The following is a 16,446-nucleotide window of genomic DNA, read 5'->3' as shown; positions in this document are numbered from 1 at the left end:
TCTTCTTATTGATAATTTATTTAGAATCATGCAGCTGATATCTTGTCGGTCGCATGAAATACTTTCTTACTGCTATCTATCAAATGAAAATTGCATTATTAAGTGACATTCACGCCAATTTACCGGCCTTACAGTCTTTTTTTGAAGATGTATCAAAGCAGCGTCCGGATGCCATTTATTGCCTGGGTGACCTGGTAGGATATAACATCTGGCCTAACGAAGTAATCCGGGAGATCCGCCAACGGGGAATTGCTACCATCGCAGGGAATCATGATGCGAAAGTGAAGGGGCAACAACCAGCAGAAGCCTCTACAGGTGGCAAAGGCTATGCTTATGATATCATAGACAATGACAACCGGGTTTATCTTCAAACATTGCCAGCACATCTGCGTATAACCTTCCAACTAAATAATGCCCCTCTAACTATGCTGTTGGTACATGGTAGTCCGAGAAGTATTGATGAATACCTGCTGGAAGATATGGAAGAAGCTGCCTTGCTGAATACCTTTTTGGAGGCTCATACAGACATTTTATGTTTTGGTCATTCCCATAAACCTTATCACCGGATCGTGCCGGTTAATGGAGATGAACAGCCCCGGTATCTTCATGCCATCAACACTGGTTCCATTGGAAAGCCAAAAGATGCTAATCCGCAAGGAGGTTATGTGCTTTTGCATATTAATGATAACAGCAGTATTTTAGATAAGGATAGCATCCAGGTGCAGTTTGTCAGATTTGATTATGATATTGAGAAAGCTGCACAGGCAGTAGAAAGTAGCCCGCTACCCAACGAATTTGCGGATATGCTCCGAAAAGCATACTAAAAGAACATTTGTATGTGTTTTAAGAAAACTTTTATCGTCGTCTTTTCTTCAAAAAAAAGAACCATGATAGTGAATAATTCCTCCATTTATTGTAATATTGCAATGTAGCAATATCTTAGTCTGTCAACCTATTTTAACCGTAAGTATATGCGGCATATAACAACATCCATGCACAATGCTTTTTGTGATAAACTGAAATCGCTTTCTGTTGAACCAGATCTGGTAAATCGTGAGATTATAAACAAAACAGACATAAAGGATCAGCTGGAAGAAGATAGAAAGCGCCTGGAAATACTGCATTTTAACTATCAGCAATACATGGATCAGATCCTGAAGATCCAGAAGGAATATTTCAATATTCAAAATCAGGCCCGTATAAAGCTCCGGAAACAATATATGCGGAATTCAGCAAAAAATAAATAAGTAATTAACGGCATAAAAAAAACCGGTATGATTTTGTCATACCGGTTTTTTTATTGTTTGCAATAGGAAGTTATAAGGATAAACTTAATTTAGTCCAGCCCTTCCACCAGTCAGCATCAGGAGTACCCGCTGGTCCAACTGCTCCGCGGTAGGTAACAGGGGTGAAGCCCGTAAGCGCTGGGTTGGTAAATGAAGCGCCCGTTAATAGGGGAGACCCTGCCAGTGGGGTGAAATCTGGTGTAACATAGTTGAATGCTGCGGCCAGTTTAACTTCGGCATTCGTTGCCAAAATGGTATTGCCATATGTGGCAGTCGTGAACCAGGCAGTTACATCGGCGGCTGTCCAGCCGGTAGGGGTGCTACTGAGCGCATAATCTGTTGGTTTTACGCAACCTGCAATCAGTGTATTCTGAACAGCCAAAGTACCCGCTTTGATATTATTATCTGTCGGAACTCCTTTACTCGCATCAATTAGTACGCCTGTTGGATAACCCATGATCACGGAATTGAATATTGAGATGCTTGAGTTACGACGGATTTGCGCGCCACATAAAAACAGGCTGTTACCCACGTTTGTTGATGTAGCGCGGGGGCCAATGGCCGTGATGTTACTATATATTGCTTTTGTTTGTGGAAGTAAAGCGGTACCATTTGCGTCATTATCACTTTCCCAGCTTTCGGATTTGGAGATATCTGCAATGGCTGAATCACGCATTACAATACCGAACTGTACTCTGCCGCTATATCCGTTATCAGTATCAAAATCGTCATCAAGGGTGCTGATGAATACTGTATGAGATAAGTTGACGGTACCTCCAAAACATTCAATAGCGTCATCGTTTGCCTTGAAAATTTCTACATAATCTATTGTTGTTGCATTACCTACGCCGGCAAGTGTTAAACTATTCAATTCATTGTCGGGTAGATAGGCATATCCTGCATATTCAATACGGACATATTTCAGTGTACCTGAGTTATCGGCGGGATTTGTTCCTCCGAAAAGTCCCAGTCCTTCACCGTTATTAACCCCTCCTTCAACCTGGCCCACGCCCTGTGTGCCGTTAAAGGCAGCATTAGTAGGCGCATTACCACAAATTACAATGCCTCCCCAGTCACCTCTCTTTGGAGTTGCCGCATCAGAGGTGAAAACGATTGGCTTGTCCTTTTCGCCGTTTGCAATAATCTGAGATCCTCTTGTAATTACTAAAGCGCCCTTTGATTTGGTTTCTCCATGTATTATTGTTCCGGCCTCAATTGTTAATTTGGCGCCGCTGGTTACATACACAATGCCTCTCAGCGTGTAGGTGGAACCTGCTTTTAATGTACGATCTTTAGTGATTTTACCTTCCAGGAGCGTAACCTCATCGCCTCCACTATTATTATTACTACCATCAGTACCTGTGCCATCAATCTCAATTTTGCGACAGGAACCGGTGAATAAACCAATGATAGCTGCAAATAAAAATAATCTTTTCATATAGTTTTTTGTGAGTGTTCGTTATGTTAATCGTAAGCGATTGTTAAAAGTTATAGCCGAAAATAATGCTGACGTTAGTACCATAGTTACGGCTTATTGCTAAAGCATCAGAGGCTTTGGAATAGCGCTTGTTATCGTCAAGATCATGATAGAATTTGGCTCTTTGATTGATGATATCCGAAACGTTCAGCTTAAGTTCTCCCTTTGATTTTAAGATCTTCTTGGCAATCTGTAGGTCCAGTAACGGTCTTGGCGCTTCCCATATTTCAGGTACTTCTTCATTGCCTACAAATAAAATTCTGCGGCCAATTTCATTGAATAATATAGTAGAGGTCAATCCCAGTTTCTCGTTATCATATAATAATCCCGCGTTGATCAGATAAGGAGATTGTCCCTGCATGGGCCTGTCTTGTTGCTTATTATCAAATCGTACTCTGTTATAGATATAAGAGGCATTTCCCTGAAATGTGAAGTTCTTAAGTTCTTCGCCCAATACATCCAGTTTCTTCCTGAACTCTAACTCAACACCAAAGCTTTTTGCTGAAGTGGCATTGACGTAGTTGAAACTTCCGGATGAAACTCCGGATTGATTAAATCTTAGTTCGATTGGTTTCTGGAAATCCTTGTAGAATGCTCCTATCGTTAGTACTTCACCGGCTCTTGGGTACATTTCATAACGAAGATCAAAATTGGTAATATTGGTTCTTTGAAGTGTCTTGATACCAGTAACAATAGCGCCTAATTCAAAGTCATAAAATGCGAGATTGGTCAGCTCTCTGAATTCAGGTCTTACCAGTGTTTTAGATCCGGCTACCCTTAAGTTGTTTCTCTCATTCAACTTAAAAGTGATATTTAATGATGGAAGGAAATCACCTACACGGGTGTGATTAAATCTGGGATCGGATTTACGGGTGCTTCCCACCAGTTGATCAAAGTTTTCATATCTCACTCCCCATACTACCCGCAGCCAATCCGTAAATGAGTTATCGAATTGTATGTACCCGGCATTCATAATTGTATTTGCGAGGTAACGATATTGATCTCCGCTTGTTTCTTCAAATTGTAACTGGTTATCATCGGTACCGAAGTTTTCCGGAGCAAAAATATGATCCTCGTCTAAGGCCCGGATTGCCACATTATTGCTTGGCAAGTGAACATTGAGGGGCCTGGCATCATACAAACGATCCTTTATTTGCAACAGATACCCGCCTTTAATGGATTGTTTACGTGACCACAGGTCAAGTGATTTGGTCACATCGCCACTTGCTGTGTAGATATAGTCAGACAGTGTAGAATAGAAAATGCTACCGCTTTTTTGGGAGAGTGTATTCGTTAATAAGGCGAGATAACGTTTATCATTTGAAACCTGAGACTGATTGTATTGTATACGACGCTGCATAGGGATATACTGATCCAGTATATTAAAGCTACCATACCAGTTGAATTTCAGCTTTTGTACGGGAAGGTTGTGTTCTCCTGATAATACAGTGTTAAAAAAGGTATTCGCCTTAAAGCCTAACTCCCGTGCGCGGATAATATCCCCTACCGGTGGTTCTGCGTCGTAATCTATACCCTGTCGTAAGGTGGTATAGTCTGTTGTATTGACGTTCAGAATATTTTTGAGAGATATTTTATTGTTGGCATTTAACTTTAAAGAGAAGTTGGCCAGTACGCCTTCCAATATTTCTGTGCTATATTTATTATTTGAGTAATCGAAGTTAGGTTGAGCAATTTTGCCGTTAACGTTAAAGAAACTATTCTCATACTCTAATCTGCGTACGGAGCGGTTATAGTTAAGGGCAAACACACCGCCGAAATCTTTATTAAACAGGGTAGTGTGCACACCGCCGCTTATTTGTACAGATTGACCCAATGTAGCAAGTGCATTGTTATTATTTGAAACGGAAAAGTTGTTGCCGGCTATTTGTTTTCCGAAATTGATTTTATCCTGATCGCTTAAGCTTGCAAAGCCTGATTTTGTTGGGAAATTCTTCGGTAATGCCCGGGTACCATCGTCAAATCCCAGCCAATCAGTTTTACCACCCTGGTAGGAGTAGAAATCCTGTCCGACTGTATTGGTGTTAAAGTTGGTGCCGATTTGTACATTCAGGAATTTTCTATTGGGAATGTCTTTGGTATTTACTTGTACCAACCCGCCAGCCCATTCTCCGGGATATTCAGGAATGAAAGTGTTATTGATAATAATGTTATCAATCATGTTGGAAGGGAACAAATCAAATGAAAAGGTTTTTCTATCCGGCTCGGTGCTGGACAGCAATACACCATTCAGCATGGCCTGATTATACCGGTCTGCCAACCCTCTAACCACCAGGTATTTACCTTCCTGTACACTGGTACCGGGAATTCGCTTTAAAACCTCGCTGGTGTTCTTATCCGGCGAACGACGGATGGCTTCTGCAGAAATGACCTGTGCCACGGCATTGGTATTTTTCTGGAAACCGATTAATGAATTGATGGATTCCTTTTTATAGGTAGTGGTAATGTTTACTTCCTTCAGGTTCGATACATTCTGTGTCAGGATAATCACCAAATCTTCCTGCCCATCTGACTTTACCTCGATATCACTAATGGTTTTGGTCGTGTAACTCATCGCTGATACCTGGATGCTGTATTTATTACCGGCAGTTACTTTGAAGCTGAAACGACCTTCCACATCCGTTACTGTTTTCAACGGACTTGCCGGAACCTGTACGTATGCTCCGATTACGGGACTATTCTTTTCGTCAACGACCCTCCCGGTTATTTTTGCGTTCTGTGCGAATACGAGCTGGGATAAAAGAAAAAGCAATGCTACACTAAGTAGTTTCTTATACATCGCGGGATTTGGTTTTATTTGCGAGCAAAGATCGTAATATAGCAATATAGTAATGTGCGAATGATGTTAAGGAATTATTAACTCTGAATTAGAACCTCGTTAATTCTGTTGTCTAAATTTCGACTTTCAGACCCCGTATTGTAATATTGCAATAAGTAAATGGAAACATGGGAATAACAAAGACAGGATTATTTAATAAGAGACAGAATGATTTCGCCCAAATGGCCAAAGCATTGGCCCATCCAGCCAGAATAGCCATTTTACAGTATCTCATAAAATCCAATACTTGTATCTGCGGAGATTTGGTAGAAGAATTAGGACTCGCACAGCCAACGATCTCCCAACATCTGAAAGAACTGAAAAATGCCGGACTGATACAGGGAACTGTAGAGGGAACCAGCGTTTATTATTGTATAGAGCCGGAGGCCTGGCAAAAATACCGGAGTTACTTTTCAGGGTTCTTTGTAGAGATAATAGGGTTGAATAAAGATTGTTGTTGACCTGAATAATTGATTTATAGTGGATTGGTTCTATCCTACCAGCCAAATTTATATATTTTAACATGTATAAATCATTTGCTTTTTGAGAGGTTTGCTGCTATACCTGCGGTAACCGCAATTACGGTATAACACGCGGGGGTATATTTACCGTTCTTCAGTAGTTTGTGATGGAATTGTAAATTAGTTCGTGTGATAAGCCTTCTGTCATCGCTATATCAACCAGGGAAGACAGATTATAAACAAAAAGGCCGGAAGCCCGGCCTTTTTGTTTAGCTATTGCAACCTATTGTATAGCCTTAACTGGTTTAGGAATTTCCCGTACTTCCACCGTGCCGTCATATAAGAGAATAGGGCAGGATTTTGCCAGCTCTAACGCCTCCTCCATCGTTTTCGCCTGAAGAACGATATTACTTACAACTTTAAGGTTACCGGAAAGAACGGTTTCTTTTTTTACCGATTTTCCGTTTCCTGACACCGTGTAGCTCTCTCCCGGAAAAGCGAAACTCAAAACATACACGCTGTCGGCTTTCCATTGTGCGAGCAACTGCTCCCATTTTGGGCCTGCTACTTTTGCCTGTTCTGAACCATAAGTTTCGGGAACCCTTACTAATAAACTGTATTGTTTCATTGCATTATTTTTTGATGGTGACGCAGTAATATTTGCCTGTGCATAAGTTTTACTACTCATGAATGCGAAGCAAATAATAATCGCCAATAAACCTGATTTCATTTGTTTTATATTTTGATACAAATGTCGGTTTGCAGGATTCTCCATCATTGTAAAAAATCATTGATTTGCTCATGCCGGGACTTATGGGATTTTGGGTATAAATGGAATAACCTGGTGTGAAAAATTAACCCCGGTATTCGATGTAAGCGGGTGCAGCGGATTACTTCTTTACAAGCTCCACCCGTCTATTCTTCGCTTTGCCTTCCTCTGAGCTATTGTCTGCAATTGGCTGCAGGGAACCAAATCCTTCGGAACTCAGGCGGTCAAACTTGCGTTCAACAGGTTTGTTCATTGTCGTTAATCCTTCCGGTAAAGTAAAAAAGGGGAAAGCGCCCAGTTCTTTCTCTGATACCGGAACGTCATTAATGTTAAAAGCGGTTGTTCCTTTTACCGGCTTTTCTTCAGTGGTAGTAACAACATCCGTCTTCGGCGTAGAATCAGCAGTGGCGGCCTGTTGCTTTCCTTCATTATTGCAGGCGCATGCAAAGATCAAAGCGGAAATGCCGAAGAATAATGATCGAATGTATCCCCGAAAACATATACCCTTATCCGGTGTTTTTTTTCTCCCGATTTCCAGGTATTTTTTATGTGCGCAAAAATGCGGATGTCTAGAAAATGAAATTGGTGCTGAGGAAGTCGGAGCTGTGTTCATTCACAATATCTTCCAGCAGTTTTTTATTGGTATCGTTCATCTTTGTTGCTACCAGTGAGCGGATAGAGAAGGAACGCAGGGCATCATGCACAGAAAGGGTGCCTTCTGCACTGTCTTTCCGGCCTGTGAAGGGGAATACATCCGGTCCGCGCTGGCACTGGCTGTTGATATTCACCCTGCTTACCTGGTTTACCAACGGGTCGATCAGTGTAGCCACTTCTTCATGGTTATTGCTGAAGATGCTTACCTGCTGGCCGTGTGGCGATTCGATTAGATAGTCGATCGTTTCTTCTATATAATCATAAGGCACTACAGGAATTACCGGTCCGAATTGTTCCTCGCGGTACAGTGTCATTTTATCATTCACCGGGTATACCACAGCCGGGAATACAAAGGATTCGTTGGTAGCGCCACCATTTTCATTAACAACAGCCGCGCCGTGGGCGATGGCGTCATCCAGTACTTCACGGATATAAGCAGGTTTGCCGGGTTCCGCTACTGGTGTAAGTTGTACGCCTTTCTCCCAGGGCATACCGAATTTCATTTTGCTGATGGATTCACCGAGGCGGGCATTGAATTCGTCTGCAATAGAACGATGTACAAATAATATTTTGATGGCGGTACAACGTTGACCGTTATACGATAATGCGCCGAGGATACATTCATTCACGGCCACCTGTATATCCGCATGCTGTGTAATGATAGCGGCATTTTTGGCATCCAGGCTCAGCACGGCGCGCAGCCGGTTCAGCTTAGGATGGTGCTTACGCAGATCGTTGGCCACTTTACTGGAACCGATAAAGGCCAGTACATTGATTTTACCGGTAGCCATGATACCTGGTATCACGGAAGCGCCGCGGCCATATATGGTATTTACCACTCCTTTCGGGAAAGACTCCATGAATGCGCGTAACAACGGGTAATGCACTAACGTGCCGTGCTTTGGCGGTTTGAAAAGGATGGTGTTGCCCATGAGCAACGCCGGGATCAGCGTGGTAAAGGTTTCATTCAGCGGGTAGTTGAATGGGCCCATGCAGAGTACCACTCCTAATGGGGAACGGCGGATCTGTGCGATGGTACCTTCTTTAATTTCGAAGCGGGAAGAGCTGCGGTCTATTTCCTTGAGCGCATCTATGGTGGCGTTAATGTATTCTATGGTGCGGTCAAACTCCTTGATGGAGTCAGCAAATGATTTCCCGATTTCCCACATGATCAGTTTTACGATCAGGGTGCGTTGCTCCGTCATTTTGCGGGCAAATACAGACAAACAGTTGATGCGCTCATCCAGTCGCATCGTAGGCCATTCACCACGACCGTTATCATACGCCGAGAGGGCGGCATTCAGCGCTTCAAACGCCTCTTTTTCGGTGGTTAAGGGGTAAGTGCCTATCAGCTTGCGTTTCAGGCCATCCGCAGTAGGAATGTTGATAGGGGAGTACACTTCACTCACCGGCCCATCCCATTGTTTCATTTCCCCGTTTACCAGGTACTCTCTCTGATGAATTTCAGAAATACGGAATTCCTCGGGTATTTCATTTTCTTCAACAAAAAGTTTCTTCAGCTCATCTTGAAAACTCATGTGTTAAAATTTTATGCGTACAAATTACACAAAACTGACCGGATAATAAGCATAGAATGTTTCGATCGGGGTGTGTGGAAAATCTATAGGATAGATTTTGGGGAGATGAAAAATATTGGCTGTACCCGCGCTAACTTTTTTATTTTCAATGATTCACCTAATATTGCGGGATATTTTAGAGGAGAAAATTAATACATCTTGCGCATGCCCTTGACGAAAGTTTTGATCACTGTTAAAAGTTACCCTACCATATCTTCCCATTATGATGAACAGGTTAGCATCGCCGGTTTCAGGGAAGATGGCGTTTTTATCAGGATATACCCCATCCCTTTTTCAAAGAAAACCTATGAAGAACAATATCAGCTCTACGACTGGGTGGAGGTGGATCTTGTGCGGAACACCAGGGATTTCCGGCTGGAAAGTTTCAGACCGGTAACGGTGGATGCACCGGTAAAAAAGACAGGGCATCTGGGTATGGAAGATCACTGGCAGGAACGGAAAGCCATTGTGCTGAAGAATGTATACCGCGACTTGTCCACGGTGATCATGGAAGCGAAACATGAAGCATTTTATACCTCACTGGTTGTATTTAAACCTGCGCGGATACTGGATTTTGTGGTAGAAGAAACGGAGCGGGAATGGAACAGCGACCGGTTGAAGATACTACAGGAAGAGATGTATCGTGGCCAGGTATCTGAGCAGCCGGAAGATCCATTTACCGTGATGGAAAAGCTGCCCTACAGATTTTCCTTTCGTTTTACGGACAACAGAAATGAAGAAATCACCCTGCCGGTGGAAGACTGGGAGCTGGCATCGCTGTATTGGAAAAGCCTGAAAAAGCAGCGGGGTACTGATAAGGAACAAAAAGCCATTCACGAGGTAAGGAAGAAGTACCTGCAGGAATATGCCAGGAATACCGATTTGTATTTCTTCCTGGGTACTACACAAAATGCACATGCGGGTTCCAGGCAGCCGTTTACCATTATTGGGTTGTTTCATCCTACCATGCCGCCGGCTGTGGTTCAGGGCAGTTTATTTTAACGGCTGACAGGTATTCTATATTCCTACTCAAAAAGCACGCTATGCAAAGGAATGGCTGCAGCAGTATCTTTAGGATACATACCGTCCTGTTTGCAAAAAAAAGGAGCCCCCGGTGACGGAGGCTCCTGTTATTTTTCTGATTAATTAAGCAAGATCAAACCTGTCCAGGTTCATCACTTTATTCCAGGCTGCTACAAAGTCTTTCACAAATTTTTCCTGGCCATCTGCACTTCCGTATACTTCTGCATTAGCTCTCAGTTCTGCGTTGGCGCCCAACACGAGATCTGCACGGGTACCGGTCCATTTTACTTCGCCGGTAGCGCGGTTGCTGCCTTCATACAATTCTTTGTCTTCAGAAACTGCTTTCCATGCAATGCCCATGTCGAGCAGGTTTACAAAGAAGTCGTTGGTAAGCTGGCCCGGACGTGCCGTGAAGACGCCATGTTTGGAGCCATCAAAATTAGTGTTCAACACGCGCATACCACCCAGTAATACGGTTAACTCCGGCACAGTAAGGGTAAGCAGTTGAGCTTTATCTATCAGCAATTCTTCTGTAGGTACGGGGAATTTTGATTTGCGGTAGTTGCGGAATCCGTCGGCAACAGGTTCCAGGAAGCCTACTGATTCAACATCGGTTTGTTCCTGGGAAGCATCCATACGGCCGGGGGTGAAAGGAACAGTGATCGCATGTCCTGCATCTTTCGCTGCTTTTTCAACAGCAGCGGCGCCGGCCAGTACGATGAGGTCTGCCAGTGAAACTTTTTTACCGCCGGACTGGGCGCTATTAAATTCTTTCTGAAGGCTTTCCAGTGTATCCAGTACTTTTTGTAACTGCGTTGGATTGTTTACTTTCCAGTATTTCTGGGGAGCCAGGCGAATGCGGGCGCCATTGGCGCCACCGCGTTTGTCGGAGCCACGGAAGGTGGAAGCAGACGCCCATGCTGTGGAAACCAGTTCTGATACGCTCAATCCTGATGCCAGTACTTTTGCCTTCAGGGCTGCAATATCTTTTTCATCTATCAATGCATGGTCAACCGCAGGGATAGGATCCTGCCAAAGGAGTTCTTCCTGTGGCACATCGGGGCCCAGGTAACGGGCGCGGGGGCCCATATCGCGGTGCGTTAATTTAAACCATGCACGGGCAAAAGCATCTGCAAATTCATCGGGATTTTCCAGGAAGCGCCTGGATATTTTTTCATAAACCGGATCAAATCTTAAAGAGAGATCGGTGGTAAGCATGGTGGGTAAATGCTTTTTGGCACTATCGTATGCGTCAGGAATAATACTGTCTGCATCTTTAGCTACCCATTGGTGCGCACCGGCAGGGCTTTTAGAAAGCTGCCATTCAAACCCAAACAGGTTTTCGAAGAAATTATTGCTCCATTGGGTGGGCGTTTTCGTCCATATAACTTCAAGTCCGCTTGTAATGGTATCTGCGCCTTTACCGGAGCCATAACTGTTTTTCCAGCCGAGGCCCTGCATTTCGAGGTCGGCAGCTTCCGGCTCTTTGCCTACGTGGGTAGCAGGTGCAGCGCCGTGGGTTTTACCAAAGCTGTGGCCGCCTGCTATGAGGGCAACTGTTTCTTCGTCGTTCATAGCCATGCGGCCAAAAGTATCACGGATGTCTTTAGCAGCTGCAATGGGGTCGGGGTTGCCATCGGGGCCTTCCGGGTTTACGTAGATCAGTCCCATCTGTACGGCGGCCAGTGGCTTGTCCAGGTTGCGGGTGTGAATATCGCCATCTGCCTTGTCGTCTGATACCACCACGCCATGATGCTCTTCCACGCCGGGGGAGCCATGTGCATAGCGAATGTCGCCGCCGAGCCAGGTGGTTTCGGAGCCCCAGTATACATCTTCATCCGGTTCCCATACATCTTTACGTCCGCCGGCGAAACCAAATGTTTTGAAGCCCATTGATTCCAGTGCTATATTGCCGGTGAGGATCAGCAAATCTGCCCATGAAATTTTGTTGCCGTATTTTTGTTTGATGGGCCAAAGCAGCCTGCGGGCTTTATCGAGGCTCACGTTATCGGGCCAGCTGTTAAGCGGCGCGAAACGTTGCTGGCCTGAGCCAGCGCCACCACGGCCATCTCCCACACGATAGGTGCCTGCACTGTGCCATGCCATGCGGATGAACAGGGGACCATAATGCCCGAAGTCTGCCGGCCACCAATCCTGCGAGTCGGTCATAAGTGCATGAAGGTCTTTCTTCACTGCTTCCAGGTCGAGGCTTTTAAAGGCCTCGGCATAGTTAAAATCTTCACCCAACGGGTTTGATTTGGAGGAATGCTGGCGCAGGATATTCAGCTTTAACTGGTTGGGCCACCAGTCCCGGTTCCTGGTGCCACCACCGCCAACATTGTGCTTCATGCTGCCATTATGAAACGGACATTTACTGATGTCGTTTGATTCTGTTCCCATTTTTAGAAGTTTTTATGGTATTGAAAGAACACTTACCTGCACCTTTTAGTTGTGCATAATGATAAAGTTATGATATAGAAAGAATAATCACAATCAATTAATTTCTATATTTCAATAGTTAAAATCTATTTGTACATGGGGGCTTATGAACGGGGGGAGGCTACCTGTTACTTCCGGGGTACTTCTCCGGTGCTTCGGACATGGGTATCTCATGGACTATCCATGCACTATCTATACAGTCCTCATGGACTCCTCATGGACTATCAATGCACTATCAATGCACTCTCCATGCACTATCTATACATTCAGGATGCCTGTGTCCGCTAAAAATTACATTTTTTTAGCTGGATAATTTATTATTTAATAAAGTCTCTAATTTTTTCAGTTTCGTTGTCCAGAATTTATCGAAGTAGGAGATCCAGTGCTGCAATTCCTTAAACCCGTCCTGTTTCAGCGTGCAATATCGCTCCCGGCCAATATCCTGGATGGAGATAAAGCCCGCGTTGTGCAATATTTTAATGTGCTTTGAAACGGCGGGACGGCTCATATCAAAATTATCTGCCAGGCTGTTGATAGTCAAACTATCTTCTGAGAGCAGCATCAGCATCTTCCGCCTGCTCGGATCTCCGATTACCTGGAATACATCAGGTGTTGGTGTTGTCATGTTGTGCCTTGTTTATACGTTCCGCAATTTTGTGTATATTCTTAAGCCAGCCATCAGTCAGTGCGTTGAGCATATTCAGGTTTTCTTCTTTCGTGAAACCGCTGTGCTCCAGGAAAAGCTCCGTGCCTTTGTCGGTTGGCTCCAGTTTCCATACTACTACAGAATCCAGTGTAATCCTGCCATCGCCGGGGCCGCACTTCCAGGAATAGGAGAGCCTTTTAAAAGGAACAACCTCTAATACCTTACAGTAGAAGATCCCGTCGAAATTGACGCTGGGTACCGGGTTTGTTCTGAACTGAAAGTCGAGTCCAACGATGGGCTGAAAATCATTTTTCATGAGCCATTGTTCCATCAGTTCAGGTTGGGTAAGATAGTTCCAAACCGTTTCAGCCGGATGCGGGAAGAAGAACCGGTGTTTAATTGTCTTTATCATAATAAGTAACTTTAAGGTTACATAAATATATGTGTAACTTTTGAGTTACGCAAATGTTTTTTAGAAATAAGTATAAATGGCAAAGAAACGGGATGATATTTTTTGGGTTGTCAGACGAACAACATTTATTAAATCTTTGTTAGCAGGTAAGAATTACCGTTAAACAGACCTAAATTGATAACATCTGAAAAATTTATCACCAAGTAAATAAAGCCAAACAAAATGAGTAAGATCACAGTAAAAGATGGTACTGAAATTTATTACAAGGACTGGGGAACAGGCCAACCCATTGTTTTTCATCATGGCTGGCCTTTGTCCGGTGATGACTGGGACGGACAAATGATGTTTTTCCTGGAGCAGGGCTACCGGGTTATTGCCCATGACAGGAGAGGTCACGGAAGATCCAGTCAAACCGCCAATGGCCATGACATGGATACTTATGCAGCCGATGTAGCGGAGCTTACAAAAGCGCTTGATTTAAAAGACGCCATCCACGTTGGCCATTCTACGGGCGGCGGGGAAGTAATCCGTTATGTTGCAAAACATGGTAAAGGCCGTGTGGCAAAAGCAGTACTCATCAGCGCAGTAACTCCGCTGATGGTGCAAACAGCCAACAACCCCGATGGCGTGCCATTATCCGTATTTGATGACATAAGAAAAAATACCGCCACACAACGCGTCCAGTACTTCCAGGATTTTACGCTGCCATTTTATGGGTACAACCGGGAAGGAGCAAAGATATCGCAGGGTGTGAGAGATAATTGGTGGCGCCAGGGCATGATGGGAGCCATCAAAGCACATTACGACTGCATTAAGGCGTTCTCTGAAACAGATTTTACTGAAGATCTTAAAAGTGTGGATATTCCCGTGCTGGTACTGCATGGCGAAGATGACCAGATCGTTCCGTTCCCCATTTCCGGGGCAAAGACGGTAGGCCTGTTAAAGAATGGAAAACTCATTTCCTATCCGGGATTCCCTCATGGTATGCCCACTACAGAAGCTGCCACGATTAATAAGGATCTCCTGGCATTTATCAAGTCGTAATACACCTGTATGCCAATTCAAATAGCAGCACAAAGCGTGATACAATCCGAAAGAATGTATCACGCTTTGTGCTTGCTGCTTTGCTGAAGTAATGATATCACCAGGCTTCATTCTGCCACACTATAAAAAGCAACATATGAAATTTCTTTCCCTGCAACCATTTGTTCCTTCGGGAGGTGATTTTGAAAGATCGAAACAATTATTTTCAGCATTAGGTTTCAACATCAGTTTTGAAGCTCCTGGTTATGCTGGTTTTGAAAAAGACGGATGCCGGTTTATTCTGCAGCATTATGATGTTCCCGATTTTGCACAGAACTTTATGATCACGGTACAGGTTGAAAACGCAAGTGAATTCAGACGCGAGGTGCTGGATAAAAAATTACCGGACCGCTTTGGGATACGGATCGGGGAAGTAACACAGCAGCCTTATGGAAAAGAAGTGAATATTATTGACATAGCAGGAGTATGCTGGCATTTTGTTGAATAATCCGGTTTTGGAACGATTGCTCTGGCTTTCTTACACATTCACCCGCTGCAATAATTTCCTGCTCTCCTTACTCACAAAAGTAATCGGCACAAACTTGTCTGTAGGCGCGCCGATATAATACACAGTCCACTCCGGATCGTGGTGCGACAGCATTTCACTGATACAATCTGCCCGGTGCCCCATCGGGTTGGAACAATCGTCCCAGTAAAACAACTCCACCCGGTAATGCAGTTGTTGCTTCTGGTTGTTAATGGTTACTTCAACTTCGATCTCCTGCTTACCCGGGAGTGGTGGAATAGGAATGACAATGTGGCTCATGGTGTTGGTATTATACAAGCGCTTCCACAAGAAGGTTGCCATATCCGGGCAGCAAACAACATATATCACTTATGTATAACTGTTTTCTGTAATTGTTCATGGGCGGGCAGTGCATGTCCGGAAACGGACAATCTGAAAAGCAAAAGGTCAATGAAGTGTTCTATTTATTGAATAAGGAATTGGGCGGATACCCGAAATAATTTTTAAACGCACTTGAAAAATGCGAGAGGTTTTCAAAGCCTACTTCAAAATAAACATCAATAGGTTTTCGCTTTTTCTCCGACATCTCGTAATGCGCCAGTTGCAGCCTTTTCTCTGTCAGCCATTTTTGTGGTGTGGTATGATAGGTTTTTTTAAAATCCCTTCTGAAAGTGGCCAGACTGCGGCCTGTAAGGTAGCCAAAGCGGTCCATCGTCATGTTAAACATAAAGTGCCGCTCCATAAAGTCGGAGAGATTTATTTTCCCCGGCTCTTCAAAGTCGGCCAGCAAGCCATCCACGCTTTTGTCGATGGACCTCAGGATACTAATGGCCTCCTCAATTTTAATAGCGGCGATATCGGGAGGCAGGTTTTCACCAAGATCAAAATAGGGGATCAGTGAAGCAAGACAACTTTCCAGCAGCGGGTGTTTGGAGAAACGATATACTTTTGGATGAGACATTATTCTGCCCACTGCTTTATGCCTGGCATAAAAGTCCTTCAGCCGTTCCCTGGTTAAATGCATCGCTACTGCTTTGTGCGGCGCTCCGTCTTTCGGGTAATTGATAACAGTGGTGAGCTGATTACGGGGAATGAGAAAAATATCACCGGAATGGAAAGTGTAGGCCGCATCGGCCTGTATAATTTTTGTTTCACCTGAGATAAACCAAACCAGGATATGGTGTTCAAATATCACTTCTGTTTTGAACCCTTTGCCTTTAAACTCCGACAGCTTAATATCCGGCGTAATATATTTCGTTTCAAATTCCATTTTTCAAACGATAGATTTACGGAAAAAAATAAGCCGAATATATGAAT

At 44.0% G+C, this 16,446-nt stretch carries 16 protein-coding genes; 6 read left to right on the top strand and 10 right to left on the bottom strand.

Annotated elements, in window-relative coordinates:
- The first annotated feature begins 53 nt into the window (after nucleotides 1–53).
- Both ACMXI2_RS16045 and ACMXI2_RS16040 read left to right on the top strand, forming a co-directional pair.
- On the top strand, nucleotides 54–824 hold the full coding sequence (locus ACMXI2_RS16045) for a metallophosphoesterase family protein (RefSeq protein ID WP_483777109.1): 771 nt from the start codon (nucleotides 54–56) through the stop codon (nucleotides 822–824).
- Between the two features lie 147 nt (nucleotides 825–971).
- Complete coding sequence (locus tag ACMXI2_RS16040; RefSeq protein WP_483777108.1) at nucleotides 972–1,247, top strand: hypothetical protein; 276 nt, start codon at nucleotides 972–974, stop codon at nucleotides 1,245–1,247.
- 70 nt (nucleotides 1,248–1,317) lie between these two features.
- Here ACMXI2_RS16040 and ACMXI2_RS16035 read toward each other — a convergent pair whose 3' ends face one another.
- Nucleotides 1,318–2,724, bottom strand: a complete 1,407-nt coding sequence (locus tag ACMXI2_RS16035) for a hypothetical protein (RefSeq protein WP_483777107.1) — start codon at nucleotides 2,722–2,724, stop codon at nucleotides 1,318–1,320.
- Between the two features lie 43 nt (nucleotides 2,725–2,767).
- Entirely contained in the window at nucleotides 2,768–5,560 is a 2,793-nt protein-coding gene (locus ACMXI2_RS16030) for a TonB-dependent receptor domain-containing protein (protein WP_483777106.1), read from the bottom strand.
- 167 nt (nucleotides 5,561–5,727) lie between these two features.
- On the opposite strand from ACMXI2_RS16030, the gene ACMXI2_RS16025 reads away from it, so the two are divergent.
- Nucleotides 5,728–6,060: an ArsR/SmtB family transcription factor gene (locus tag ACMXI2_RS16025; RefSeq protein ID WP_483777105.1), complete on the top strand. Its 333-nt coding sequence runs from the start codon at nucleotides 5,728–5,730 to the stop codon at nucleotides 6,058–6,060.
- Nucleotides 6,061–6,343: 283 nt separating this feature from the next.
- On the opposite strand, the gene ACMXI2_RS16020 is transcribed toward ACMXI2_RS16025, so the two are convergent.
- From ACMXI2_RS16020 to ACMXI2_RS16010, 3 genes are all read right to left on the bottom strand, one after another.
- Nucleotides 6,344–6,838, bottom strand: a complete 495-nt coding sequence (locus ACMXI2_RS16020; protein ID WP_483777104.1) for a hypothetical protein — start codon at nucleotides 6,836–6,838, stop codon at nucleotides 6,344–6,346.
- 112 nt (nucleotides 6,839–6,950) lie between these two features.
- Nucleotides 6,951–7,283 (bottom strand): hypothetical protein, encoded by a 333-nt coding sequence (locus ACMXI2_RS16015; RefSeq protein ID WP_483777103.1) that lies wholly within the window; start codon nucleotides 7,281–7,283, stop codon nucleotides 6,951–6,953.
- 115 nt (nucleotides 7,284–7,398) lie between these two features.
- Nucleotides 7,399–9,021, bottom strand: coding sequence for an NADP-dependent glyceraldehyde-3-phosphate dehydrogenase (locus tag ACMXI2_RS16010; protein ID WP_483777102.1), 1,623 nt, complete (start codon nucleotides 9,019–9,021; stop codon nucleotides 7,399–7,401).
- Between the two features lie 204 nt (nucleotides 9,022–9,225).
- On the opposite strand from ACMXI2_RS16010, the gene ACMXI2_RS16005 reads away from it, so the two are divergent.
- Nucleotides 9,226–10,062 carry a hypothetical protein gene (locus tag ACMXI2_RS16005; protein WP_483777101.1) on the top strand — a complete coding sequence of 279 codons (837 nt, stop codon included), beginning with the start codon at nucleotides 9,226–9,228 and terminating at the stop codon, nucleotides 10,060–10,062.
- 144 nt (nucleotides 10,063–10,206) lie between these two features.
- Here the strand turns inward: ACMXI2_RS16005 and katG are convergent, their stop codons facing one another.
- The 3 genes from katG to ACMXI2_RS15990 form a co-directional block, all read right to left on the bottom strand.
- Nucleotides 10,207–12,483: a catalase/peroxidase HPI gene (gene katG / locus ACMXI2_RS16000; RefSeq protein ID WP_483777100.1), complete on the bottom strand. Its 2,277-nt coding sequence runs from the start codon at nucleotides 12,481–12,483 to the stop codon at nucleotides 10,207–10,209.
- A 340-nt stretch (nucleotides 12,484–12,823) separates the two neighbouring features.
- Entirely contained in the window at nucleotides 12,824–13,147 is a 324-nt protein-coding gene (locus tag ACMXI2_RS15995; protein WP_483777099.1) for an ArsR/SmtB family transcription factor, read from the bottom strand.
- Complete coding sequence (locus tag ACMXI2_RS15990; protein ID WP_483777098.1) at nucleotides 13,128–13,580, bottom strand: SRPBCC family protein; 453 nt, start codon at nucleotides 13,578–13,580, stop codon at nucleotides 13,128–13,130. The genes ACMXI2_RS15995 and ACMXI2_RS15990 overlap by 20 nt, the downstream gene beginning before the upstream one ends.
- Before the next feature lie 222 nt (nucleotides 13,581–13,802).
- Here ACMXI2_RS15990 and ACMXI2_RS15985 point away from each other — a divergent pair, with 222 nt between their 5' ends.
- Both ACMXI2_RS15985 and ACMXI2_RS15980 read left to right on the top strand, forming a co-directional pair.
- Nucleotides 13,803–14,624, top strand: coding sequence for an alpha/beta fold hydrolase (locus tag ACMXI2_RS15985; RefSeq protein ID WP_483777097.1), 822 nt, complete (start codon nucleotides 13,803–13,805; stop codon nucleotides 14,622–14,624).
- Nucleotides 14,625–14,760: 136 nt separating this feature from the next.
- A complete protein-coding gene (locus ACMXI2_RS15980; protein WP_483777096.1) occupies nucleotides 14,761–15,111 on the top strand; it encodes a VOC family protein in 351 nt (116 codons plus the stop codon).
- Nucleotides 15,112–15,141: 30 nt separating this feature from the next.
- Here ACMXI2_RS15980 and ACMXI2_RS15975 read toward each other — a convergent pair whose 3' ends face one another.
- Both ACMXI2_RS15975 and ACMXI2_RS15970 read right to left on the bottom strand, forming a co-directional pair.
- Entirely contained in the window at nucleotides 15,142–15,429 is a 288-nt protein-coding gene (locus ACMXI2_RS15975; RefSeq protein ID WP_079473123.1) for a hypothetical protein, read from the bottom strand.
- Between the two features lie 160 nt (nucleotides 15,430–15,589).
- A complete protein-coding gene (locus tag ACMXI2_RS15970; RefSeq protein WP_483777095.1) occupies nucleotides 15,590–16,399 on the bottom strand; it encodes an AraC family transcriptional regulator in 810 nt (269 codons plus the stop codon).
- Nucleotides 16,400–16,446: the final 47 nt, after the last annotated feature.

The sequence above is a fragment of the Chitinophaga sp. G7 BAM 1005 genome (assembly GCF_057126945.1).
This window is presented reverse-complemented; position numbering and strand designations above follow the sequence as displayed.

Bases quoted from the DNA above. Each gene is read 5' to 3' on its own strand.
- ACMXI2_RS16005 (WP_483777101.1), top strand. From the start codon at position 9,226: ATGCCCTTGACGAAAGTTTTGATCACTGTTAAAAGTTACCCTACCATA.
- ACMXI2_RS16040 (WP_483777108.1), top strand. From the start codon at position 972: ATGCGGCATATAACAACATCCATGCACAATGCTTTTTGTGATAAACTG.
- ACMXI2_RS15970 (WP_483777095.1), bottom strand. From the start codon at position 16,399: ATGGAATTTGAAACGAAATATATTACGCCGGATATTAAGCTGTCGGAG.
- ACMXI2_RS16035 (WP_483777107.1), bottom strand. From the start codon at position 2,724: ATGAAAAGATTATTTTTATTTGCAGCTATCATTGGTTTATTCACCGGT.
- ACMXI2_RS15975 (WP_079473123.1), bottom strand. From the start codon at position 15,429: ATGAGCCACATTGTCATTCCTATTCCACCACTCCCGGGTAAGCAGGAG.
- ACMXI2_RS16025 (WP_483777105.1), top strand. From the start codon at position 5,728: ATGGGAATAACAAAGACAGGATTATTTAATAAGAGACAGAATGATTTC.
- ACMXI2_RS16010 (WP_483777102.1), bottom strand. From the start codon at position 9,021: ATGAGTTTTCAAGATGAGCTGAAGAAACTTTTTGTTGAAGAAAATGAA.
- ACMXI2_RS15990 (WP_483777098.1), bottom strand. From the start codon at position 13,580: ATGATAAAGACAATTAAACACCGGTTCTTCTTCCCGCATCCGGCTGAA.
- ACMXI2_RS15980 (WP_483777096.1), top strand. From the start codon at position 14,761: ATGAAATTTCTTTCCCTGCAACCATTTGTTCCTTCGGGAGGTGATTTT.
- ACMXI2_RS16045 (WP_483777109.1), top strand. From the start codon at position 54: ATGAAATACTTTCTTACTGCTATCTATCAAATGAAAATTGCATTATTA.
- katG (WP_483777100.1), bottom strand. From the start codon at position 12,483: ATGGGAACAGAATCAAACGACATCAGTAAATGTCCGTTTCATAATGGC.
- ACMXI2_RS16030 (WP_483777106.1), bottom strand. From the start codon at position 5,560: ATGTATAAGAAACTACTTAGTGTAGCATTGCTTTTTCTTTTATCCCAG.
- ACMXI2_RS15985 (WP_483777097.1), top strand. From the start codon at position 13,803: ATGAGTAAGATCACAGTAAAAGATGGTACTGAAATTTATTACAAGGAC.
- ACMXI2_RS15995 (WP_483777099.1), bottom strand. From the start codon at position 13,147: ATGACAACACCAACACCTGATGTATTCCAGGTAATCGGAGATCCGAGC.
- ACMXI2_RS16020 (WP_483777104.1), bottom strand. From the start codon at position 6,838: ATGATGGAGAATCCTGCAAACCGACATTTGTATCAAAATATAAAACAA.